This window comes from Chitinophagaceae bacterium, assembly GCA_016699815.1.
In the GTDB taxonomy this organism is placed as follows: Bacteria; Bacteroidota; Bacteroidia; order Chitinophagales; family Chitinophagaceae; genus Ferruginibacter.
This window is the reverse complement of record CP065012.1, coordinates 2,952,439-2,977,153: the sequence shown is the minus strand read 5'-3', so window position 1 is coordinate 2,977,153 and position 24,715 is coordinate 2,952,439. Positions and strand designations below refer to the sequence as shown.

Below are 24,715 nucleotides of genomic sequence, written 5' to 3'. Positions count from 1 at the left end.
TATTAGGCAGATGCTGCCGGTTTATTGTTCATTTCATCCAACTTGCTTTTGTGCTTAACGGTAGATAAGAAGGAATAAATAGCCGGTATTACAAATAAAGTAAGCACCAGCGAAAACATTACGCCGCCAACAATTACAATACCCAGCGGAATGCGGCTGGTTGCAGCATCTCCAAGAGATAAAGCAAGCGGCAATGCACCAAGGCTCATAGCAAGGCTGGTCATTAAAATGGGCCTGAAGCGGGCAACTGCAGCTTCTTTTACCGCCTGAAATTTTTTGATACCCTGTAATTGCTTTTGGTTGGCAAATTCCACAATTAAAATACCGTTTTTAGTAACCAGGCCAATAAGCATTATCATACCAATTTGCGAAAATATATTTAAGGTTTGTCCAAAAATAGAAAGTGAAATTACAGCACCTGCAAGGGCAAGTGGAACTGTAAACATAATGGTAAAGGGATCAACAAAACTTTCAAACTGCGCTGCCAGAACCAGGAAGATCAATACTAATGCCAGGAAAAAAGCAAAATAGGTATTGCCAGAGCTTTCGGCATAATCCCTTGATGCGCCGGCTAGTGATGTATGGAAACTTTCATCCAGTACAGTATCGGCTATTGCTTGTATTTCCTTTATTCCATCGCCTACCGTCATGCCATCTTCCAATCCTGCACTAAGGGTTGCGGAGCGGTAACGGTTAAAGTGGAATAATGTTGGCGGTGTTACGTCTTCTGCAATCGTAACCAGGTTATTGAGTGAAATAGACTGGCCTTTACTATTGGTTACATACAATTTTTTTAAATCGTTGGGGTCATCACGGTTAATACGTTCTACCTGGCCTATTACAGAATATTGCTTGCCATCTTTTGTAAAATAACCCATTTGCTGGTTACTTAAAGCCATTTGCAACACTTGTGAAATATTTTGTACGCTCACACCCAGTTCACTTGCCTTCATACGGTCTATACTTATCCTCAGTTCCGGTTTATTGAATTTTAAATCGGCATCGGCATTTTGTAAAATTTTACTGTTGTTTACCGCCTGCAGCATACGGGGAAGCGCCTGTTTCAGTTTTTCGTTATCGGTATTTTGAATTACAAATTGCACCGGCTGCCCGCTTCGCCGATTTACCTGTATGGTTTGCTCCTGAATGGCAAAAGCACGCCCATCGTTAAACCTGGGCATATTTTTATTTACCCATGCTACAATTTCCTGCTGGCTCTTTTTTCTTTCGGATGGTTCTACAAGGGCAATTCTAATAAAACCGCTATTGGCTCCTCCGGAAATAAATCCTGGCGCAGTCATGCTGGTTACATATCTTTTCTCGGGCAGTGAATCAATAAAGAAATTGGTAAGCTTATCCATGTATTTATCCATGGCATCGTAAGAGGTTCCTTCCGGTGCACTTACGGCAAGCCGAAAACCACTTTTATCTTCCAAAGGAGCCAATTCTGATTTTAAAGTTTTACCTAAAAAAAATATAATGGCAAAGCAGGCTGCCATTATTACCCAGGCCATATATCTTACCCTCATAAAAGTATTTAACAGCCTTCGATAGCCATTTTCCATGCCGGTAAAGAAAGGTTCAGTTTTTATATAAAACCATGAATGTGAATGTGTTTTTTTAGATAAGTAAACATTTAATACAGGTGTAAGTGTAAGCGATACAAATGCAGAAATAAGCACAGCACCTGCTACCACAATGCCAAATTCCCTAAAGAGCCTGCCGGTAAAACCCTGCAGGAAGATAATGGGCAAAAACACCACAGCAAGCGTTATGGATGTAGCGATTACGGCAAAGTAAATTTCTTTGGAACCTTCTTTGGCGGCCTTCCATTTATCCATACCGCCTTCCATTTTTTTATAAATATTTTCTGTAACCACAATACCATCGTCTACCACAAGCCCGGTTGCCAACACTATGGCAAGCAGGGTGAGCACATTAATAGTAAACCCTGTGAGGTACATAATAAAAAATGCACCAATTAAAGAAACAGGTATATCAATTAAAGGCCTTATGGCAATAAGCCAATCCCGGAAAAAGAGGAAGATAATTAATACAACAAGTACAAAAGCTATAAGCAGTGTTTCTTCAACCTCGTTAATAGATTTGCGGATATTATCGGTTTGGTCCCAGGTTACTTCAAGTGTTACGTCATCGGGCAGGGTTTTAATTATTTCGGCAAGTCTTTTTTTTACTTCATCAGAAATGGAAACATAATTGGTGCCGGGTTGAGGCGTTACAGCCAGCGCAATCATGGGCACATTACTTTCTTTAAGGATGCTTTCTTCGTTTTCGGGCCCTAATACAGCCGCTCCAATATCGCTTACACGGATATCCCGGCCGCCGATATTTTTTACAATAAGGTCATTAAATTCTTTTTCGGTACTTATTTTTCCAAATGTACGAATGCCAAGTTCGGTGGCATTACCGCTTATTTTACCTGCCGGCAGTTCAATATTTTCACGAAGTAATGCCGCTTGTACATCATTGGGAGAAAGTGAATAAGCGCTCATTTTTGCCGGGTCGAACCAAATACGCATTGCATAACGTTTTTCGCCCCACACATTTACACCACTTACGCCATTTACGGTTTGCAGCCTTTCTACAATATTATTATTGGCAAATTCCGAAAGCTGTAAGGAATTACGCTTGTCGCTTTTCAGCAGCATAATAATTATGGGGTCTCCACTGTTATCGGCTTTGGAAACTACCGGCGGCATTAATAAATCCGTAGGCAATTGCCGCTGTGCCTGCGATACCTTGTCCCTCACATCATTTGCCGAGGCTTCCAGGTCGCTGCCCAGTTCAAACTCAACGGTAATACTGCTGCTGCCCATTGAACTTTGAGAAGTAATATTGCGGATACCGGGAATGCCGTTCACCGCCTTTTCAAGCGGCTCGGTAATTTGTGTTTCAATAATTTCTGCATTGGCACCGGGGTAACTGGTGCGTACATTAATATTGGGTGAATCAATGGCAGGGTAATCCCTTATTCCTAAATATTTATATCCAATGGCGCCAAACAGTACTATAATAATATTTAGTACAATGGCAAAAATTGGCCTGCGTAAACTAAATTCGGACAATGTCATGTAAAAAAATTTTCATGAACCGGCGGCTAAAAATCTCAAGCAAAAATAATTTTCAGTTAATGCGGTTCAACAATAACCTATTTATTAACTATTTTTCCCAAAGAAACTTTGCTATTGGGCCTAAGGCTCATTATACCCGATACTATTATGGTATCTCCTACTTTAAGGCCTCTTGTGATTTGCACCATACTGGTATCTCTCAAACCCGTTTCCACATCCTGAAAAAATGCGGTACCTTCTTTAAATAAAGCAATTTTTTTGCCACGGGCCTGTGGAATTACAGCCTGTGTAGGCACCATTATGGCATTGGGGTCGGGCGCAAAATTGGTGGTAACTTCCACAAAATTTCCGGGTAAAATTTGACCATCGTTATTCATCACCAGTGCCCTCACATTCAGGCTACGGCTATCTTCTGCAATACCCCGTTCTGTTGCCATAATTTTTGCCGAATATTCTTTGGCATTGTTTTCCATTTTAAAATAAACCAATTGCCCTACCTGAATTTTTATTGCATATTTTTCCGGAAGGCTAAAGTCGAGTTTTAACTGCGTATTTTGACGAATGGTTGTGAGTATTGTAGCAGGCGTTACATAAGCGCCTGGGCTTACCAATTTTAAACCAAGTGCACCGGAAAAGGGTGCCCTTATTTCGGTGCGTTTTATATTACTATGTACAATGGCCATATCGGCTTTTATATTGCTGATGTTGAGCAAATGCTCATCATATTCCTGCTGGCTTACGCCTTGTATTTTTAAAAGCTCTTCGTACCTTTTTGCCGTACGCTGCGCCTGCTGTAATTGAATAGAAAGCTTGGAAAGTTGGGCACGCAGGTCGCCATCGTAAATTTTACCGAGCAATTCGCCTGCTGCTACGGTTTTACCTTCTGCAATATTTAATAAAGTAAGCCTTCCGCTTATTTCGGGATGAATTTCCGATACTTCATTGGCCAAAATATTTCCAGGCAAACTTATATTATCGCTCAGGGGTGTGGCAGCAACAATAAACATATCTGTATTAAGCACCGGTGGCGCTATTGGTCCTTTTTTTGCCTGAGCTTCCAGCCCGGATTTTTTACTGCTGCATGAGGCAAAAATCCCCAAAAAAAGAATGCTTATCAAATATGGAAAGGAAAAATTCTTCACTATTAAAACGGAAATTTTTTAGTGGGCAAAGGTACGTATTTAAAAATGGGCAATCGGGCTCACTTTATGAGCGGTAAGCTTGCCGGATAATCTTAAATTTTCGTTAACAGGAAAAGCAGGAATTAAATGGCATTTTTTTGCATATAGGCCAAAAGTGTTTTACGGGCATTGTTTTTTATTTTTCTTTGAAAAAAACGGTTCCATCCAAATAATTTGCCTGAGAAACCCAGCGCCTGCGAAGCCCATTTATGCATGCTGAACCCATCGCTGTGTTCAATTATTTTCCCGTTTTCAATTTTCATATATGCCTTTACATGGTTCACTACTTTTTTGCCGGTTTTAGAAAAAGTATAAGTTGCCGTCCAGTTGCAGGTATAATATCCATCTCCTTTATTGGTAATATCCGAAAAGGTAAGCGAAAAATCTTGGGCATTAGCACACAACATTTGCCACATACTTTTAACTTCGCCGGCTTTTAATAATTCAAATACAGGATCAAAAAACACTATATCGCTGCTGTAACTGTTGTTCATACCACCTGCATCGAGCCGTTGAAACGCAGTATAGAAGCCGGTTATCAAATTTTCGTTCGTTAATGCATCCATTCAGCAATTGTTTTGGTAAATTTAGCCTTTAAAAATAGTATATGAAAAAAATTCTGTTTATCGTACTCGGCTTTTTTGCCAGTTTACCTCTAAGTGCACAAAACAACGACAGTACATGGTTTGTAAATAATTATACCAAGCAAGAAGTAATGATACCCATGAGGGACGGAATTAAATTATTTACTTCTATTTATATTCCCAAAGACCAGGCGGAGCAGCACCCGATATTAATGAAACGTACGCCTTACTCCTGCTATCCTTATGGAGAAGGTAAATTTATGCCAGTATGGCATTCCTATCAAATGGCGTATGCAAAAGAAAATTATATTTTGGTAACACAAGATGTAAGAGGAAGGTTTATGAGCGAAGGCGATTTTGTAGATGTACGACCTTTTATTCCCATGAAAAAAAGGCCCAATGATATTGATGAAAGCAGCGATACCTACGATGCCATATCCTGGATGATAAAAAACATTGCCAACAACAATGGAAAAGTGGGTGTATTTGGCATTTCTTATCCCGGATTTTATAGTACCATGGCTGCTGCAAGCAACCACCCAGCTTTAAAAGCCGTAAGCCCACAGGCTCCGGTTACCGATTGGTTTATTGGTGATGATTTTCACCACAACGGCGCTTTTTTTCAAATGGACGGATTTAATTTTTATTCTGTTTTCGGGCAACCCAGGCCCAAACCAGTTGAAGATTTTCCTAAAGGGTTTCAACAACCCATAAAAGATAATTACCAGTTTTACCTCAATGCCGGAACTTTAAAAAACCTTTCTGCAATGATTGGCGACAGTATTAAATTTTGGCATGAGGTACAACAACATCCCAATTACGATAACTGGTGGAAAGAACGCAATGCAAGAAATGCCATTCACAATTTGCAACCTGCCATGCTTTGGGTAGGCGGCCTTTTTGATGCCGAAGATTTATGGGGCGCATGGAACTGCTATAAAACCACAAAAATAAAAAGCCCAAATACAAACAGTAAAATAGTGATGGGGCCCTGGTACCATGGCCAATGGGCAAGCAATAATGGCAACTACCTTGGCAATGTACGTTTTGCCTCTAACACATCTGCCTGGTACCAGCAAAATATTGAAGTACCCTTTTTTAATTATTACCTAAAAAATAAAGGAACAGTAAATAATATTGCAGGCGCTACCATATTTTTTACCGGCAAAAATCAATGGGAAACTTTTGTAAGCTGGCCGCCAAAAAATGTAGAAGAAAAAGAATTGTACATTGTTTCCGGCAACCAATTATCTTTTAATAAAGAAAACAAACCTTCAAAGTTTGCGCCAAAAGGCAGCAGGGAAAAAAGTTATACAGAATACATCAGCGACCCTGCACACCCGGTTCCTTATACAGATGGCGTGCTTGACGACCGCACCAGAGAATACATGACCGACGACCAGCGCTTTGCCAGTTACAGGCCCGATGTACTTTGCTTTAGTACCGGCGCTCTTACCGAAGACCTTACCCTTGCAGGAGAAGTTGCTGCAAATCTTTTTGTAAGCAGCAGCGGCACCGATGCAGACTTTGTAGTAAAACTCATTGATGTTTTCCCCGAAGATTTTCAATATGCCGATTCGATAATAGGCAATAACCAAAACCATATAATGGGTGGCTATCAAATGCCGGTAAGGGCAGAAATTATGAGGGGAAAATTCAGGAATAGCTTTGAAAAACCCGAACCTTTTATTCCTAATAATGTTACCGCAGTAAATTTTTCGTTGCCCGATGTTGCCCATACATTTCGCAAAGGCCATAAAATAATGATACAAATTCAAAGCAGTTGGTTTCCGCTGGTTGACCGCAACCCACAACGCTTCCTGGATATTTACAAGGCCAATGCAGATGATTTTTCCAAAGCAGAAATACGTATATACCACAGCAGTTCGGCAAGAACTAAATTTATTTTGCCTGTATTAAAATAATTAAAGAATGAAATTTGTAATCCTTCTTTTTTATTGTGCTGTTTTTTTTTCCTGCAGAATTGGCGGCGACAGGAATTTTCCTTTTTTTCCCAAAGGCGATAATGCCGATGAGTTGGATAAATATGAAAATTTTACCATTTGCTACCGGCAGGGAAATTTTGAAAGGGAACAAGGCTTTATTGGAACCATTGGTGAAAAAAAGTTTTTCTACGACGTGTGGAAGGTACCCAGCATAAGGGAGATGACGGTGAAATATTTATTTTTACGGACTGATACTTCAGAAGTAAATGACTTTGATTTTTGTGTACAGGAAATACCGCTCAACGAAAATTTTGACAAAGATTTTATTTTAATGTTTAAGAAAAATAAAGGTAACTATAGTATTGATACAAGCCTTACCCTTTACCAGGTACCCACCTATATTCAACCACTTATTTTGTATTTAAATGGCTGGCAAAATTTTAATCATTTTAACCGTGGCAGAAAATACGACCCGGAAATATTTATAAAAGATGATATTTTACATATTGATTATTATAAATTTGATGCGGCATCCAATAAAATATTTGAAAAAACGGCATATCATTACAATGGAAAAACTTTTGATAACATCAGCATAAAAGAACCCTTACCTTCAATGTACGGCGAAAACGAGCAAGACAGCAGTTTAAATACAACAGACTAAATTCATCAGCATATAAAAATTCAATACATGAAAGCAAAATTAATTACCTTTCTTTTTTTCTTTTTCAGTTTAAGCAGTCTGTTCGCTCAGCAACTTAATATTATACCAGTACCCGTTTCTTACACCGTAAACCCGGGAAGTTTTACGATAGATAAAAACACTATCATTTTAGTGAACGGTGAAAAGTTTGATAACGCTGCTTACCGGCTGCAGGAATATATTCTCCGTATTTATGCAATGGATTTAAAGGTTATTGATTTTGAAACCTCAAAACAGGTACGCTTAAGTAATACCGTTGCTAAAATTAGGCTGGCATACGACGAAGCAGCTAATACAACAGAAGGCGCATACAATCTTACTGTAGAAAAAGATGGCATAACCATTACCGCACAAAATGCTAATGGAATTTTTTATGGCACACAAACTTTATTGCAACTTTTACCTCCGCAAAAAAATGTGGAATATAAATTACCCTTTGTACAAATTACCGATTTTCCAAGGTTTACCTACAGGGGCATTCACCTTGATGTAGGCCGGCATTTTTTTCCGGTTTCGTTTATAAAAACATATATTGATTACCTGGCCTTTCATAAATTCAATACTTTTCACTGGCACCTTACCGAAGACCAGGGCTGGAGGATTGAAATAAAAAAGTATCCCAGGCTTACTGAAATAGGCTCATGCAGGGCGCAAACCTTAGTGGGTAATTACGGCAGTAATAAATACGATGGCGAAAAATATTGCGGCTTTTATACACAGGAAGAAATAAAAGAAGTGGTAAAATATGCTACAGAAAGATATATAAATGTAGTACCCGAAATTGAAGTACCCGGCCATAGCGTGGCAGCGCTGGCAAGCTATACTTATTTGGGATGCACCAAAGGGCCGTATAAAACTTATGAAACCTGGGGCGTAACCGATGATGTGTATTGCGCCGGCAACGACAGCACTTTTGTATTTTTAGAAGGCGTACTTGATGAAGTTGTTGAACTTTTTCCCTCTTCAATAATACATATTGGTGGCGATGAATGCCCAAAAGAAAGATGGAAACATTGCTCTAAATGCCAGCAACGCATGAAGGATAATAACCTTAAAGATGAACTGGAATTGCAGAGCTATTTTATACAACGTATAGGAAGTTATTTAAAAACCAAAGGCAAAAGCATTATTGGCTGGGATGAAATACTGGAAGGTGGTATTGCTGCCAATGCAACTATTATGAGCTGGCGTGGAGAAGAGGGTGGAATTGCTGCAGCAAAGCAAAAGCATAATGTAATTATGACGCCAGGCGGCTGGTGTTATTTTGACCATAGCCAAAGCCGCAATGAAGACAGTATTACATTTGGCGGATATACACCATTAGAAAAAACATATAGCTACGAACCCATACCTAAAGAGCTCAACAGCGATGAAGCAAAATATATTTTAGGCGCACAAGGAAATTTATGGACGGAATATATTACCAATCCTTCAAAAATTGAATACCAGGTTTTTCCCAGGATGAGCGCTTTGAGTGAAGTGGTTTGGAGCCCAAAAGACAAAAGAGACTGGAAGAGTTTTGAGGCACGCATCCCCACACTTTTTAAAAGGTACCAGCTTTGGGGCGCCCATTACAGTAATGCTTACTACGATTTAAAATCATCTGTTGTGCCCGTAAAAAATCAGGGTATTGGCTGGATGCTGGAAACCAAAAATGCTTCAGGCAAAGTTTTGCTCAAAAAAAATCATGTGCTCCTTAGTCCGGCGGATATTAAAGAGCCAATTTCCGTTAGAGAAACATCTACATTATCTGCAACACTAATAGATGAAAACCAAAAACCCATAAGCAGTAAAATTTCCCAAAAATTTTATATCAATAAAGCTTCGGGCAAAAAGGTTAAGCTGCTTACCGAAACTGCAAAAAATTATTCAGGGTTAGGTGGTTTTACCTTGGTAGATGGCGTACAAAATACAAGGGGAATGGCAAGGTCTTTTGAATTTTTAGGTTTTAAAGGCAATAATTTAGAAGCCATTATAGACCTGGGCAAAATGCAATTAATAAAATCCATCAGTTTACATTCTTTTGAACAGCAGGCAAGCTGGATTTATTTGCCCAAAGAAGTACAGTTTTATAGCAGTGCAGATGGCAAAAAATTTAAGTTGATTAAAGCCATAACCCAACCTGCAAAAGCAGATAATAATATTGTGTACAAAACCACCGCTGCTGCCAAAACAAAGTATATAAAAGTAATAGCACAAAATGTAGGCATTATACCCGATGGCCAGCCAGGCGCAGGTAACCCTGCATGGCTTTTTGTTGATGAAGTTGAGATAAAATAATTTTAGCTTTCCATAAAACTTATTGATTAACAAAGCATTGAATATCAAAGTAGCATTTGTGAAAAAGCTATGAGTAAAATTTGTATTTTCTTGCACCAGGTTTAAGGAGAAAAGAAGCAATTTTCTTAACTTCACGCACTTAATTTAACTAACCGTTATGTATTCCAAATAAAAAATCCAAATGAGAAAAATTTTACCGTTTATTTTTTTGTTCATTTGCATAGGAAAATGGGCTTTTTCGCAGAGTTGTATCCCTACCAATTTAAACGGCTCTACCATTGTCATTTCCTGTAATGCACCCTGCTCTGATATTGGCTTTCAGGTACCGCATTTAAAAACAACTGAAGATTATATTGTAAATAGCATACCCTATAATGCCTTTGCATATACCGGGGGCACCGTAGTAAGCTCTATATATATAGACGATAAGTTTTCTCCATTAATTACTATGGGTTTCCCTTTTTGTTTTTATGGCCAAACCTATAATGATATTGTAATTGGCTCAAATGCAGTAGTGACTTTTGAAGCTATTTGTGCAAATGCTGCAAATGCTTATACTCTTGATGTAGGTGGAGTTCCTCAACCTATACCTTATAATTCACCTGCAAGTCCTGCTGGTATTGGTACTACTTATTATCCCAGGGCATCCATTATGGGCGTTTATCAGGATATTGACCCTGCCAATTCTCCCTTACCCACACGCAGGATAGAATACAGGGTGGAAGGCACGGCTCCCTGCAGAAAATTTGTGATTAGTTATAAAGATATTAGGATGTTTAGTTGCAATAACCTTATTGCTACTAATCAAATTGTATTATATGAAAATACAGGTGTAGTAGAAGTGTATATTCAAGATAAGCCTGTATGTCCTACATGGATAAGCGGATTAGGTATTATAGGTGTTCAGGATTTCACCCGTACAAAAGCCGTGGCAGCGCCCGGTAAAAATTGTACGGCATTTAGTGAATCCAATACAGGTTACCGGTTTACTCCATCAGGCACCAATAGCCGTTATTTAAGTTCGGAGCTTTTAGATATGGGAGGCGCCGTAATTGCACTTGCAGATACGGCAACTACGGTACCGGGCATACTCGATATTAACTTTCCCAATATTTGCCCAGGCCCATCGGTAACGCAATATATAGTGAGAACAAGGTTTTCATCCTGTCCTGTTGGGCCCATTATGGAAAATCTGGATACCATAAATGTGGTTAGGAATAATGTATTACCTGTTGCTGTAGATTCAGTACCTACCACCTGTAATACCAATTCGGGTTCAATTACCATTACGCCATCTGCTGGGGTTGCGCCTTACACTGCTACAGCAACCGGCCCCGGCGGCCCCTATAATTATAATGGCGCTTCGCCAATTGTATTTAGCAATTTACCGGCAGGTATGTATTCCATTTATGTAACCGATAATTTTGGTTGCGATACATCATTTAATATTGAAGTTACTGCCATCACAAGCCTTTCACAAACCGTTACTTCTACTAATACATCCTGCGCTGGCGCTAATGATGGAACCATTACGGTTACGCCTACATCGGGTGTAGCGCCATTTTCGGCAACAGCAACCGGCCCGGGTGGGCCTTATACTGTTGCAGGGCCATCTCCGCTTGTTTTTACCGGGCTTCCGGCAGGTACTTTTAATATTACTTTTACAGATGCCTTAGGCTGCACTGGTAATTTAATAAGAACAATCAACCAGGGTGTTGGCTTAACCGCAGTACCATCAAGAACCAATACAACCTGCTTTGGAGGCAGCAACGGATCTTTAACTATTACACCAACAGTTCCCGGCGCCTATACTTTTGTACTTAACCCGGGCGGCTTTACTAATACTACGGGTGTGTTTACCGGCCTTGTAGCAGGTTCATACCAATGTACTTTTACAAATGCTTCGGGCTGTAGTGGTACAATTGTAAGCCTTGTGGTTCTCTCTGGCCCACAATTAACGGGCACCCATACGTTCACCAATGCATCTTGTTCAGGCGCCCCAAATGGAACTATTACGGTAACGCCAACAACTCCGGGCAGCTATACTTATTTTCTTAATCCGGGTGCAATTACTAATACCACAGGAATTTTTACCGGGCTTATTCCTGGTACTTATTCGGTATTAGCAACCAATAGTGTAGGTTGTACTTTTGTAAGGTCAAATATTGTTATTAATGCCGGTTCCTCTTTATCGGGTACTGCTACTTCGGGTACTACTACCTGTCCCGGTGCAACAGATGGAACTATTACCGTAACACCTGCAACCCCCGGAACATATAATTATGTATTGACTCCCGGAGGTGCAACCAGTACCACTGGTACATTTACCGGGCTTGCTCCCGGAACTTACAGTGTATTGGCAACAAATACCGTTTCAGGATGCACATTTAACGTATCAAATATTAATGTAATTAATGGTACTGCTCCTACGGGGAGCGCAACTTCAGGCACAACAACCTGTCCCGGTGCAACAGATGGAACTATTACCGTAACAACTGCAACCCCCGGAACTTATACTTATGTATTAAATCCCGGCGGCGCAACCAATACAACAGGTGTATTTACCGGACTTGCAACCGGAACATATACTGCAACAGGCACTAATACAGTTTCGGGTTGCATATTTACTTTAAACAATATTAATGTAACCAATGGCCCGGCTCTTACAGGCAGTGCTACTACAAATACCACTACCTGCCCTGGTGCAACAGATGGTACTATAAACGTTACCCCAGCAACTCCCGGAACTTATACTTATGTTTTATCTCCCGGAGGCGCAACAAACACAACAGGAATTTTTACTGCACTTGCTGCGGGAACTTTTTCCGTTACGGCTACAAGCGCCTTGGGATGCAGCTTTACCGTTAATAATATAAATGTAACGAATGGTACTGCGCCCACTGGGAATGCAACAACAAATACCACTACCTGCCCTGGTGCAACAGATGGTTCTATAAACGTTGCACCTGCAACTCCTGGAACTTATACTTATGTATTAAATCCCGGCGGCGCAACCAATACAACAGGTGTATTTACCGGACTTGCAACCGGAACATATACGGCAACAGGCACTAATACAGTTTCGGGTTGCATATTTACTGTAAACAATATTAATGTAACCAATGGGCCGGCTCTTACAGGCAGTGCTACAACAAATACCACTACCTGCCCTGGTGCAACAGATGGTACTATAAACGTTACCCCTGCAATTCCCGGAACTTATACTTATGTTTTATCTCCCGGAGCCGCAACAAACACAACTGGAATTTTTACAGCGCTTACCACAGGCACATATTCCGTTACTGCAAATAATGCAATTGGTTGCAGCTTCACAGTAAATAATATAAATGTAACAGATGGTACAGGGCCTACAGGTAATGCAACAACAAACACTACAACCTGCCCCGGCGCAACAGATGGAACTATTACGGTTACTACTGCAAGCCCCGGAGCATATACTTATGTACTAACTCCCGGTGGCGCAACCAATACAACAGGTGTATTTACCGGACTTGCAACCGGAACATATACGGCAACAGGCACTAATACAGTTTCGGGTTGCATATTTACTGTAAACAATATTAATGTAACCAATGGGCCGGCTCTTACAGGCAGTGCTACAACAAATACCACTACCTGCCCTGGTGCAACAGATGGTACTATAAACGTTACCCCAGCAATTCCCGGAACTTATACTTATGTTTTATCTCCCGGAGCCGCAACAAACACAACTGGAATTTTTACAGCGCTTACCACAGGCACATATTCCGTTACTGCAAATAATGCAATTGGTTGCAGCTTCACAGTAAATAATATAAATGTAACAGATGGTACAGGGCCTACAGGTAATGCAACAACAAACACTACAACCTGCCCCGGCGCAACAGATGGAACTATTACGGTTACTACTGCAAGCCCCGGAGCATATACTTATGTACTAACTCCCGGTGGCGCAACAAATACAACTGGAATTTTTACGGCGCTTACCACAGGCACATATTCCGTTACTGCAAATAATGCAATTGGTTGCAGCTTCACAGTAAATAATATAAATGTTACAAATGGGGCCGTGCCAGTTTCTACCGCTTCATCTACGGCTACAACATGCCCAACGATAAATAATGGCAGCATAAGTGTTACCGAACCCGGCGTTGCAGGCACTACGCTATTTACCTTAAACCCCGGAGGTATTAGTAATACAACAGGCTTATTTAACGGGCTTGCTCCTGGATCTTATACTATAACCTTTGCAACTGCTATTGGATGTACAGGAACTGTAACACCTAATTTAATAAATGTTGTAGCTGGGCCAACACTCAGCTCTGCTGTAGCACAAACAAATCCGGTTTGTAATAATATAAATGATGGCGTAATAACAATCACGCAACAGCCGGGAACAACAGCGCCCTATTTTGCAACACTTACCGGCCCAGGCGGACCTTTTACCTACAATGGACCGGCGCCAATTGTGTTCAACAACCTTGCACCCGGTATATATAGTTATTCATATTCTGAAGCAGGTGGTTGTGCCGGAACAGGAGGCCCTGTAACCCTTTCATCAAACCCGGCAATTAATTCTCTTTCTACTTTAGTAATGCCAGGTTGTAATGGATTTACTAATGGTACCATAACATTTAACCCAACTGGTGGCGTGGCTCCTTATTCGTATACATCTGTAAACGCAGGTACTGCAGCAGGAAATGTGTTCAGCGGCCTATCGGCAAATATTGTGTATTTATTTACGGTTACCGATGCTGTGGGATGCACAAAAGATACCAGTATTACACTTACCGAGCCCAATGTTTTGGTTGCTTCCGCAAACAGCCCAGTGCCATCCACCTGCTTTGGTAATGATGGAAAAATAACCGTTTCGGCAACAGGAGGCACAACTGCTTATCAATATTCTATTAACGGAACCGCATTCCAGTCATCACCCAATTTTACAGCGCCCAATATTGGCGCTTATAATGTAGTAGTGGTAAAAGATGCAAAAGGATGTAAAGACACAACTAACGTTACCGTTGTAATGATTGATACCATGCGGTTGAGCGCAGGAGTTGATACAGTAGTTTGTGTAAGAAGTGCTGTTACGCTTCAGCCACAGGTAAATGCTATTGCCCCTTCTGCAATTACCTGGCAATGGAGTTCTACCAATGCACCTGCATCTACTATTGCAAATCCATCTGTACAAAATGCAGTGGTGAGCCCTGCAGATACAGCAACCTATGTAGTACACGCCATTTGGGGCCTATGCGAAAGATGGGATACTTTAATTGTAAATGTTTTGCACGAACCTATAGCCAACGCCGGAAACGATACCGCAGTTTGCCATCGCTTCACTGCCCTACTTAATGGTAGCCATAGCAACAGTTCCGGCCCGGTAATTTATACCTGGACGCCTAATTTATACATTACCGATATACATGCACCAGTTACTTCTGTGCTGTTGCCGGATGCCGGAAATTATATTTATACTTTAAATGTTCAGGACGATTATGGTTGCAACTTTATTACAAACGATGCCATGCAACTTATAGTTACTCCACCTGTACCTGCTTTTGCAGGCCACGATACTATTGCCGTATTGGGTGAGCAACACCAGCTTTATGGTAGTGGCGGTGTACAATTTACCTGGTTGCCTGCTGCTCCGTTAAATAATGCTGCTGCACAAAACCCTTTAGCAACACTTTATAACGATACAAGGTTTACTTTGGAAGTGATGGATATTGCAGGCTGTAAGGGTTGGGATACCGTATTTATTAAAGTATATGCAGGTCCAACTTATTATGTGCCTACTGCATTTTCTCCAAATGGTGATGGCAGAAACGATATTTTCAGGCCCATACCTTCTGGCATTGTAAAAACAAACTGGTTTAGGGTGTACAACCGGTTTGGCAACCTTTTATTTGAAACCAATGAATGGCTGAAAGGCTGGGATGGCCGCTACCGTGGCCGCAAACAACCTATTGGCGCTTATGTGTGGATGATACAGGGCGTTGACAACAATGGAAAAATTATAGAAAAGAAAGGCACCGTAATACTGGTGGAATAAATTTACAGCGCTTAATTTTAGTAAGTACAATAAAATGCCCAGCAACCTGCAGGGCATTTTATTATTAACAAGTGTTTAGACCCTTTCAATAAATATTCAATTATTTTTACCACATGGCAAAGTATAATTTTATTTTTTATTTACTGGCAATTTTTATGTGGGGATGCAGCACTTCTTCAAATACCAGGCAAAAGAACAGTACATTGCAAAACCAATTTGAAACAAAACTCAACGATACCTTACAAAAAAAATTTATAAACGGAATAGATTTTGTTGCCAACGGAGAAATACCGGCCTCATGGAACCTTGAACTTGATTTTGATAAAAATTTTAATTTTACCACAAATGATGGCATCAGCATTACAATGTATGCAGCTAAAGCTATAGACAAAAATGATTTTGTGTATTATGCAGCTTCATCCAGCGCAGGCCAATTGGAAATATTTATTTATAAAGAAAATTGCAGCAGCGCCAAGAAAAAAGTTGCAGTAAAACTATTAAACAAAAAATATTCCGGCTGCGGCCAATTTCTTTATAACAATCAATTGAACAATACCTGGGTTTTGGAACAGGCAGGCTCTCAAAAGCAGGATGCAAAATCCTATTCAAAAGGGTTGCCCACACTCACAATTGATCTGGTAAACAATACCATGAGTGGCCATGATGGCTGCAATAACCTGCTTTCTGGCATTTCTGTACAAGGCACAAGGATACATTTTGGCCCTATTGCACAAACCAAAATGTTTTGCCATAATAACAACCCGCTTTTTGAAAAAATTGCAGGAGAAAAAATTTCTGAAAAAGTAGTCAGTTATTTCTTTAAAAACGGGAAACTTTTTTTGTACCTTATTGATGATAGCCAACTTGTTTTTTCACCCAAAAAATAAATCTCCCTATATTTCCACTTTACAGAAAACTGATTTCATTCTTTTTTGCCGCTACCTTTGTACAATGAAAAGGCAAATAACCATAGCATTTTTTTTATTTAACTTTTTTTTTGGCCGCATTTCAGCTACACCCTTGCCCTCTATTTCTACACTAAAGCAAGCAATTGAATTTGTAGACTCTATTAAAACTATTGAGAAAAGCCCCTATTGGGTAAATGTTTCACCAGAATTGTTCCTGCAAAATTTAAAAAGTAGTGTACACAACCCTATAAGCATTTATCCCGGGCGCAGTACCAACTTTTGTGCATTTGGGGTAATTTCACAATTGGTTTTGGAACATAACCCATTGGGCTATGCAAAATTTATGGTACAGCTATATTTCACAGGCCATGGAGATTACAATAATATCCATTTTCGCCCTTCTGCCGAAGTAATAAACGCAGCTGGCAACCTGCGTTTTAAAGGTGTTTTAGATATTAACCATGCCGAACAAATTTGGTTCCTTACCCTTGCCGATCACTTTAAGGGATACCTTAATTTTTTTAACCACAGGTACAACCCAGGAGATGAAGATACCTTTTGGGCCGCAACCAATTTAAAAAAATTCAACAAGATGGCCAGGGCTGTTACCGGATTTAAAACAAAATCTGTTGGCGGAGATTTAATTCATCCCCGCCTGAAAAATACGGTTGCTTATTTAAACAATTGCCTTAAAAAAGGCTTTGTGGTTTTATATATCAACAACCGCATTCTGCATAAAAAAAATCATGAAAAAGTAAAATTTGCCACACCTACTCACTATATTATCCTGGAAAAAATTGAAGAGGTTAACGGCACTGTAACGCTCACTTACTGGGATAGTGGCGGAAAATCACTAAGGCAAATGAGTGTAAAAACTTTTAAAAAAATCCTTTTTGGTATAACACTGGTTTCATCAGATGCAAAATAAATATTATACCATAGCATTGATCTTTGCAATACTCATTGCAGCAAGCTCCTGCTCTTCAAAAATTATTTCTACCAATTATTATACGCTGCACCAAAAAGAACTGATGCATATAGAAACCATCTACAAATACCTATACCAGCAAAAACCATTTTCTATTGCTTTTACCAGTAAAAATTTACAAATAGTTTCGGTAGAAATGAAAACGGACAGCCTTAACTACATTTATGAGTTTAATACAATAGATGCAAGGCTTAAAGACAGCCTTTTAAAATATGGATACGATGCCGAAAAAGTAATATGGCTCATTAACGCCATGCAAAAAATTGAATGTACCTGGATAAACAACTACGATTATTATACCAACAATAAAGAACAGCGCTTAATATTCATAAGTATCAAACCCAAAGTTATACGCAGGCCTTTTTCCCCATCAAAATATTACATGCTGGCCTATTTTGACGAACCCCAGCACTTTGACGAAAATGGACTTTTGCTTGATGGCTCTAATACCAAAAGGCTGAGGCGTTTCAATTATTTGTTATTTAAAAAAATTACAGATAAAATCTGCTATACGGTTTCAGAAAAATTCAGGTAACAAATTGTAAAAATTATTGCAACCAATCCTGTGTATTTTTATACAGTAATTTGTCGGCAACAGGTTTAGAAAAATCCATTTGTTCAATCAATTTTCCCGGGTGATGTTCTCCCAAAGGGAAAGGATAATCACTACCCAGGCAAATTTTATCTTCACCCATTATATCCATTATTAAGTGCAAAGTTTTTGCATCATGCACCAAACTGTCTATCCAAAATTTTCCAATATACTCCCGTGGGTTATGGGCATTATCAATAGCCACCAAATCGGGCCGCACATTAAAGCCATGTTCAATGCGGCCAATGGTAGCTGGGAAAGAGCCACCACCATGGGCAAAGGCAACTTTTAATTTTGGAAATTTTTCAAATACACCGCCAAAAATCATGGAGCAAATAGCTCTTGATGTTTCTGCAGGCATACCTACCAGCCAGGGCAGCCAGTATTTTGGCATTTGCGCTTCGCCCATCATTTCCCAGGGATGTATAAATAAAGAGCAGCCCAGCTCTTCTGCCCTTTTATAAAATGGAAAAAATTTTTCATCGCTTAAATTTGCACCATTAATGTTACTGCCAATTTCCAGGCCAGGCATTTTTAATGCTGCTACACAACGCTCCATTTCTGCAATTGCCATATCCACATCCTGTAAAGGCACAGTGCCTATACCCATAAATCTTTCAGGAAACTTAATTACAGAGTTGGCAATATGGTCGTTCAAATAACGGCTGGTTTCCAACCCGTCTTTTGGCTTTGCCCAGTAATTAAATAATACAGGAATTGTTGAAAGCACCTGCATCGTTACACCCGTTTCATCCATTTCTTTTTGCCTTAAGCTTACATCAAAGCAGTTGTCTTCAACTTCCCTAAAAACCTTATCGCCCTTCATCATACAGGCCTTGCAGTTACGCTGCTCCAAATGTACAAATTCCCCATAACCAAATTTTTTTGCCCAGTTGGGCATTTTATCAGGCATTATGTGGGTGTGTATGTCTATTTTCATCTTAATTGAAAATTAAAACTGGATAACTATTTACCCAATTTGGTCTTTGTGAATTTTACAATTCTTGTAAAATATTTTCACCATCTCTGTTGCAGAAGCCATAAGAAAAATCTTTTTTCTCAACATAATTTATATCCTTTAATAAAGAAAGCCAATAAAGTATTTCATTGGCTTCTTTAAATGCACTATTCACATTATGCAAAAAGTAAAGCTTCGATTGCCCATGCTCAGCTTTTCTCACCAGCGTGCCAATTGTAGTTCCGCTTCGCAGCAATAGCTTAATTAATATAATTCTTTTTTAGCAGCACAAAACCATTTTTACAAACCTTCAGCTTTCAACTTTCAATTTTCAACACTCAACTTTCTACCTTCAACCAGCCTACCCTTTCTTTATCGGCGCTTCCATTACTGCTCCGCATTTATTGCAGGTACGCTTGTGTTCATCGCTGTAAAAGCCATTCATAATGGGTGGCAGCTGAGTTACAATATCATTTATTACCTCAAACTCCTCGTACAATTTATGTCCGCATTTTTCACAGTACCACAAAAATCCGTCTTTTTCATTTTCCCTTATTTTTTCAATTACCAGTCCCACAGTTCCTGCTGCACGTTGCGGACTGTGCGGCGTTTTAGGAGGCAACAAAAACATATCACCTTCATTAATTGAAATGTCCTTAGGCACACCATCGTCAATAATTTTTAAAACAATATTTCCCTCCACCTGGTAATATAGTTCTTCACTTTCGTTAAAGTGATAATCCTTTCGGGCATTGGGCCCGCCCACTACCATCACAATAAAGTTTTCTGCATTTTTGTATATACATTGGTTGCCCACAGGAGGTTTTAGCAAATCCCTGTTTTCAGCAATCCATTTTTTTAAATTAAAAGGCGCTATAACTGCCATAACAATAATTTTAAGCCTGTAAGTTAATATTTTTTAGGGAACCGGCAGTATCGCCTTAGGCATCATCGTTGTGTCACTCACTTCTACCTCATACCCTTTATCAGCAATTAAAAACAAGTAAACTGAGCAGCCCAAAATATAAAACCTATTAAGTTTCCGTACCTTTATACTTATGCAATTTACCATTCCATTTCACATCGAAAATTATATTGCCGGAAAATTTATTGGCCCATTGAGCGGTAAATTTATTGACAATGTGAACCCTGCAACAGGCGAAATATATGGCCAAATACCCGATAGCAATGAAAAAGATGTGGAACTTGCCGTAACCTTTGCCCAAAAAGCATTTACTGAATGGGCTGCAACAGCTGCTGAAACCCGTTTTAAAATACTCAATAAAATTGCCTGCCTAATAGATGAAAATATTGAAGCGCTAGCCCTTGCAGAAACCAACGACAATGGCAAGCCGCTATGGCTTAGTAAAAAGGTAGATATTTATCGTGCTGCTGCCAACTTTCGTTTTTTTGCAACAGGCCTCATGCATTTTGCATCCGAAAGCCATGCCATGGAAAACAAAGCCGTAAATTATACATTGCGCCAACCCGTAGGTATTGTTGGTTGCATCTCTCCATGGAACCTTCCGCTTTATTTATTTACCTGGAAGATAGCGCCGGCGCTGGCTGCAGGCAATTGTGTTATTGCCAAACCATCTGAAGTAACACCGGTTACCACATTTTTATTAGGGAAAATTTGTAAAGAAGCCGGGTTGCCCGATGGCGTATTAAACATAGTGCATGGCACAGGCCCTATTTGTGGCGAAGCAATAGTAATGCACCCGCAAATAAAAGCCATTTCATTTACCGGCAGTACAAGGGCTGGCGAACGCATTGCTTCTATTGCAGCGCCAATGTTCAAAAAATTATCGTTGGAACTGGGAGGCAAAAACCCCAATATAATTTTTGCCGATTGCAATTGGGATAAAATGATGCGTACCACTGTTCAATCTTCTTTTAGCAACCAGGGGCAAATATGTTTATGCGGCAGCCGTATTTTAATTGAAGCAAGTGTTTACGAAAAATTTAAAACTGAATTTGCAGATAAAGCCAAACAACTTACTATTGGAGACCCTTTGGAAAATAATAAACAGGGCGCCATAGTGAGCAAAAATCATTTTGAAAAGATTTTAAATTGTATTGAAACAGCCAAAAAAGAAGGCGGAACAATTATTTTGGGCGGCAATGCCATAAAACCTGCAGGCAGGTGCAGCAATGGCTATTTTATAAAGCCTACCATCATCGAAAACCTTGGCCCCGGTAGCAAAACCAATACCGAAGAAATTTTTGGCCCTGTGGTAACCTTGCAGCCTTTTACTACAATTGAAGAAGCGTTGCAACTCGCTAATGCAACAGAATATGGACTTGCAGCCACAGTATGGACGCAGGATATCTCAAAAGCCAATTTAATGGCCGCAAAAATTGAAGCAGGTATTGTATGGGTAAACTGCTGGCTCCTCAGGGATTTAAGAACCCCATTTGGCGGTATTAAAAACAGTGGCGTAGGTAGAGAAGGCGGCTGGGAAGCATTGAAATTTTTTACCGAAGCGAAGAATGTGTGTATAGAATTTTAATTTTATTTATTAATTCTATTTTTTCCATTGCTCGTCAAGAGTAAGTTAAGCTGAAACTCTTTATAAACATTTAAATTATGGGTGCAGTTAAAAAATTTACAGATTTAGAAGTTTGGCAATTGTCAAATGAATTAGAAAAAAAGGTTTTCTCTATTATACAAACAACCTCTTTATCTAAAGATTTTGCTTTGAAAGATCAGATTAATAAATCTGTTGGGTCAATACCAGATAATATTGCTGAAGGTTTTGGCAGAGGGGGACGACTGGAATTTATTCAATTCTTGAGTATAGCAAGAGCATCCACTTCAGAATTACAATCGCAACTCATTAGAAGTTTAAATCGAAATCATATTTCTAAAGAATTGTATGTGGAACTATTTGAATTAACAGATAAAACGGGTGCAAAAATTGGTGCATTTATTAAATATTTAAACAGCTCAGAAAAAACTGGTATTATGTTTCAAAATAGAGTGCCAACAAACAGAAAACAAGAAACGCAAAACGAGAAATCAAAAACGAAAAATGAGAATCAAAAAACAATCCATACAAATTCTGCCGCAAAACCACTAGGAGCTTACCCTCATGCAAGAAAAGCAGGAAATTTACTCTTCCTCTCCGGCATTGGTTCCCGTCAGCCATTCGACAATAAAATACCCGGGCTGGAATTAGACGCCGAAGGAAATATTTTAAAATACGACATAGAAGCAGAATGCCATTCAGTTTTTGCCAATGTAAAAGCAGTACTGGAAGCCAGCGGCAGCAGTTGGGATAAAATACTGGATGTAACGGTTTTCCTCACCAATATGAAAAAAGATTTTGCAGTGTATAATAAAATTTACGGCCAATATTTTGAAGGCATTGATGCCTGCCGAACTACGGTAGAAGTTAAAAGCCTGCCCACTCCCATTTGTATTGAATTAAAAATAATTGCATTAATTGAATAATTTATCATATACTATTAACCATTATGTCAACAATAAATAGATTTGAGGACTTAGAAATTTGGGCGCTTTCGGTACTTTTAGCAAAAGAGATTTTTGGATTAACAAAAATAACAGGATTGTCAAAAAATTTTGCCCTTAAAGACCAGCTTGAACAGAAGTTCAGGCTCAATAATGGACAAAATTGCAGAAGGTAATGGGAGCGCCAACCGATTTGCATTTATTCAATTTTTAAATATCGCTTTTGCCACTGCAGCCGGGTTAACTTCACAGATATATCGTTCACCCGACAGAGAATACCTCAACAAAGATGAGTTTACTGATTTATATGAAAAAACAAATGCAGTGTACAAAAAAATTAATGGTTTTATTAAATATCTTAATACATCAAATGTAAAAGGCACTAAATTTAAAGACAGGAATACCAAATAAAATAAATAATAAATAATAAATGCCTCCTAAACTCGAATACAAAAACACCCAGGCCTACGCCCAATACCTCGACAGCCAGGATTCTTTAAAAAGCTTTAGAGAAAAATTTTATATTCCCCTGATGCATGGCAGGGATGCAATTTATTTTACGGGCAACTCCCTGGGACTGCAACCAAAATCTACACAAGAGTATGTATTAAATGAACTCGAAGACTGGGCAAATTTTGCAGTAGAAGGCCATTTTCATGCACGCAACCCCTGGATGCCTTACCACGAATTGTTTACGGCGCTACTTTGCAAAATTGCCGGCGCATTGCCACATGAAGTAGTAGCCATGAACCAACTTACGGTTAACCTGCATTTATTAATGGTTAGTTTTTATAGACCCACAAAACAACGGTATAAAATTATTTGCGAAGCAAAAGCTTTCCCATCCGATCAGTATGCAATGGAAAGCCAGGTAAATTTTCATGGCTATAAATATGAAGATGCAGTAATTGAGGTGGAACCAAAAGAGGGGGAACACAGTATAAGAACAGAAGATATTTTAGCTGCCATTGATAAAAATAAAAACAGCATTGCCTTAGTTTTATTTAGCGGCGTAAATTATTATACCGGCCAGTTGTTTGATATGCCAGCAATTACCACAGCGGCACACAAAGCAGGCGCTTATGCAGGTTTCGACCTGGCACATGCCGCAGGCAATGTGCCTTTGCAATTACACGATTGGGATGTAGATTTTGCCTGCTGGTGCAGTTATAAATATTTAAATAGTGGGCCAGGTGGCGTTTCGGGCGTGTTTATACATGAGCGCCATTCTTCCGATACTTCGCTGCAGCGCTTTGCCGGCTGGTGGGGACACGATAAAGAAAACCGCTTTCTTATGGAACAGGGCTTTTTACCCATTCCTTCTGCCGAAGGCTGGCAATTAAGTAATGCGCCGGTACTTAGCATGGCGGCACACAAAGCAGCGCTGGATGTATTTGAAGAAGCCGGATGGGAAAATGTATTTGCCAAAAACAAAATGCTCAACCAATATTTATGGCATGTACTCGATGAAGTCAATCATAGCTTTGGCGAAAAAGTATTTGATATTATTACTCCACTTAATGAACAGGAACATGGCTGCCAAATAAGCCTGCTCATTACCAAAGATGGCAAAAAAATTTTTGAAGTGTTAAAGAAAAACTCAGTAATTGCCGATTGGCGTGAACCCAATGTAATTCGCATAGCGCCTGTAGCTTTGTATAATAGTTTTGAAGATGTGTGGCAATTTGGAAATATATTAAGAAATTACTTTCAAAGTAAAACTCAGTAATATTACAACACTAAAAGTTTCCGTATCCCATATTTCCGTCTCCTTCTTCACAGTTATTAAGTTCCTATTCAATATATGCCATTCCTGCATTTCAAAATATAGATTTTATTTGGCAGCAGGAAATTGGGCGTATTGTAGTGCTGTTTTCATTGCCCGTAAGTAAATTTCACTGCTTAGATAAATTGTAAATTTATTCATCTAAAGAGCTTAGCCGTGCATATCTTTGC

At 39.4% G+C, this 24,715-nt stretch carries 16 protein-coding genes and 2 pseudogenes; 12 read left to right on the top strand and 6 right to left on the bottom strand.

Annotation, left to right across the window (positions count from 1 at the left end):
* Nucleotides 1-2: 2 nt before the first annotated feature.
* The 3 genes from IPO46_13170 to IPO46_13160 all read right to left on the bottom strand — a co-directional run bounded on the left by IPO46_13170 (nt 3) and on the right by IPO46_13160 (nt 4,839).
* A complete protein-coding gene (locus IPO46_13170; protein ID QQS62998.1) occupies nt 3-3,092 on the bottom strand; it encodes an efflux RND transporter permease subunit in 3,090 nt (1,029 codons plus the stop codon).
* A 77-nt stretch (nt 3,093-3,169) separates the two neighbouring features.
* Nucleotides 3,170-4,234: an efflux RND transporter periplasmic adaptor subunit gene (locus IPO46_13165; protein QQS62997.1), complete on the bottom strand. Its 1,065-nt coding sequence runs from the start codon at nt 4,232-4,234 to the stop codon at nt 3,170-3,172.
* Nucleotides 4,235-4,356: 122 nt separating this feature from the next.
* A complete protein-coding gene (locus IPO46_13160; protein ID QQS62996.1) occupies nt 4,357-4,839 on the bottom strand; it encodes a nuclear transport factor 2 family protein in 483 nt (160 codons plus the stop codon).
* A 41-nt stretch (nt 4,840-4,880) separates the two neighbouring features.
* On the opposite strand from IPO46_13160, the gene IPO46_13155 reads away from it, so the two are divergent.
* From IPO46_13155 to IPO46_13125, 7 genes are all read left to right on the top strand, one after another.
* Nucleotides 4,881-6,782 (top strand): CocE/NonD family hydrolase, encoded by a 1,902-nt coding sequence (locus IPO46_13155; GenBank protein ID QQS62995.1) that lies wholly within the window; start codon nt 4,881-4,883, stop codon nt 6,780-6,782.
* A gap of 7 nt (nt 6,783-6,789) precedes the next feature.
* Complete coding sequence (locus tag IPO46_13150; GenBank protein QQS62994.1) at nt 6,790-7,467, top strand: hypothetical protein; 678 nt, start codon at nt 6,790-6,792, stop codon at nt 7,465-7,467.
* Between the two features lie 27 nt (nt 7,468-7,494).
* Nucleotides 7,495-9,786: a beta-N-acetylhexosaminidase gene (locus tag IPO46_13145; GenBank protein ID QQS62993.1), complete on the top strand. Its 2,292-nt coding sequence runs from the start codon at nt 7,495-7,497 to the stop codon at nt 9,784-9,786.
* A 181-nt stretch (nt 9,787-9,967) separates the two neighbouring features.
* Entirely contained in the window at nt 9,968-15,838 is a 5,871-nt protein-coding gene (locus IPO46_13140) for a gliding motility-associated C-terminal domain-containing protein (protein QQS62992.1), read from the top strand.
* A gap of 113 nt (nt 15,839-15,951) precedes the next feature.
* Nucleotides 15,952-16,725: an META domain-containing protein gene (locus tag IPO46_13135; GenBank protein ID QQS62991.1), complete on the top strand. Its 774-nt coding sequence runs from the start codon at nt 15,952-15,954 to the stop codon at nt 16,723-16,725.
* A 64-nt stretch (nt 16,726-16,789) separates the two neighbouring features.
* Complete coding sequence (locus IPO46_13130) at nt 16,790-17,674, top strand: hypothetical protein (GenBank protein ID QQS62990.1); 885 nt, start codon at nt 16,790-16,792, stop codon at nt 17,672-17,674.
* Between the two features lie 16 nt (nt 17,675-17,690).
* The gene (locus IPO46_13125) at nt 17,691-18,269 is read left to right on the top strand and encodes a hypothetical protein (protein ID QQS62989.1); all 579 of its coding nucleotides are present in this window, start codon (nt 17,691-17,693) and stop codon (nt 18,267-18,269) included.
* A 13-nt stretch (nt 18,270-18,282) separates the two neighbouring features.
* Here the strand turns inward: IPO46_13125 and IPO46_13120 are convergent, their stop codons facing one another.
* The 3 genes from IPO46_13120 to IPO46_13110 form a co-directional block, all read right to left on the bottom strand.
* Nucleotides 18,283-19,266, bottom strand: a complete 984-nt coding sequence (locus IPO46_13120) for an amidohydrolase (GenBank protein QQS62988.1) — start codon at nt 19,264-19,266, stop codon at nt 18,283-18,285.
* Between the two features lie 55 nt (nt 19,267-19,321).
* Nucleotides 19,322-19,558, bottom strand: a complete 237-nt coding sequence (locus tag IPO46_13115; GenBank protein ID QQS64425.1) for a four helix bundle protein — start codon at nt 19,556-19,558, stop codon at nt 19,322-19,324.
* 87 nt (nt 19,559-19,645) lie between these two features.
* The gene (locus IPO46_13110) at nt 19,646-20,170 is read right to left on the bottom strand and encodes a 3-hydroxyanthranilate 3,4-dioxygenase (GenBank protein QQS62987.1); all 525 of its coding nucleotides are present in this window, start codon (nt 20,168-20,170) and stop codon (nt 19,646-19,648) included.
* Nucleotides 20,171-20,342: 172 nt separating this feature from the next.
* Here IPO46_13110 and IPO46_13105 point away from each other — a divergent pair, with 172 nt between their 5' ends.
* The 5 genes and pseudogenes from IPO46_13105 to kynU all read left to right on the top strand — a co-directional run bounded on the left by IPO46_13105 (nt 20,343) and on the right by kynU (nt 24,488).
* Entirely contained in the window at nt 20,343-21,797 is a 1,455-nt protein-coding gene (locus IPO46_13105; protein QQS62986.1) for an aldehyde dehydrogenase, read from the top strand.
* 77 nt (nt 21,798-21,874) lie between these two features.
* Nucleotides 21,875-22,240, top strand: a pseudogene (locus IPO46_13100) (four helix bundle protein).
* A 12-nt stretch (nt 22,241-22,252) separates the two neighbouring features.
* Nucleotides 22,253-22,741 (top strand): RidA family protein, encoded by a 489-nt coding sequence (locus IPO46_13095; protein QQS64424.1) that lies wholly within the window; start codon nt 22,253-22,255, stop codon nt 22,739-22,741.
* 23 nt (nt 22,742-22,764) lie between these two features.
* Nucleotides 22,765-23,170 (top strand): annotated as a pseudogene (locus IPO46_13090) (four helix bundle protein).
* Nucleotides 23,171-23,189: 19 nt separating this feature from the next.
* A complete protein-coding gene (gene kynU, locus IPO46_13085) occupies nt 23,190-24,488 on the top strand; it encodes a kynureninase (GenBank protein QQS62985.1) in 1,299 nt (432 codons plus the stop codon).
* Nucleotides 24,489-24,715 lie beyond the last annotated feature (227 nt).

Excerpts from the sequence above, each read along its gene's own strand:
- IPO46_13170 (QQS62998.1), bottom strand. The coding sequence starts at position 3,092 with ATGACATTGTCCGAATTTAGTTTACGCAGGCCAATTTTTGCCATTGTA.
- IPO46_13160 (QQS62996.1), bottom strand. The coding sequence starts at position 4,839 with ATGGATGCATTAACGAACGAAAATTTGATAACCGGCTTCTATACTGCG.
- IPO46_13155 (QQS62995.1), top strand. The coding sequence starts at position 4,881 with ATGAAAAAAATTCTGTTTATCGTACTCGGCTTTTTTGCCAGTTTACCT.
- IPO46_13150 (QQS62994.1), top strand. The coding sequence starts at position 6,790 with ATGAAATTTGTAATCCTTCTTTTTTATTGTGCTGTTTTTTTTTCCTGC.
- IPO46_13145 (QQS62993.1), top strand. The coding sequence starts at position 7,495 with ATGAAAGCAAAATTAATTACCTTTCTTTTTTTCTTTTTCAGTTTAAGC.
- IPO46_13140 (QQS62992.1), top strand. The coding sequence starts at position 9,968 with ATGAGAAAAATTTTACCGTTTATTTTTTTGTTCATTTGCATAGGAAAA.
- IPO46_13135 (QQS62991.1), top strand. The coding sequence starts at position 15,952 with ATGGCAAAGTATAATTTTATTTTTTATTTACTGGCAATTTTTATGTGG.
- IPO46_13130 (QQS62990.1), top strand. The coding sequence starts at position 16,790 with ATGAAAAGGCAAATAACCATAGCATTTTTTTTATTTAACTTTTTTTTT.
- IPO46_13120 (QQS62988.1), bottom strand. The coding sequence starts at position 19,266 with ATGAAAATAGACATACACACCCACATAATGCCTGATAAAATGCCCAAC.
- IPO46_13110 (QQS62987.1), bottom strand. The coding sequence starts at position 20,170 with ATGGCAGTTATAGCGCCTTTTAATTTAAAAAAATGGATTGCTGAAAAC.
- IPO46_13105 (QQS62986.1), top strand. The coding sequence starts at position 20,343 with ATGCAATTTACCATTCCATTTCACATCGAAAATTATATTGCCGGAAAA.
- IPO46_13095 (QQS64424.1), top strand. The coding sequence starts at position 22,253 with ATGTTTCAAAATAGAGTGCCAACAAACAGAAAACAAGAAACGCAAAAC.
- kynU (QQS62985.1), top strand. The coding sequence starts at position 23,190 with ATGCCTCCTAAACTCGAATACAAAAACACCCAGGCCTACGCCCAATAC.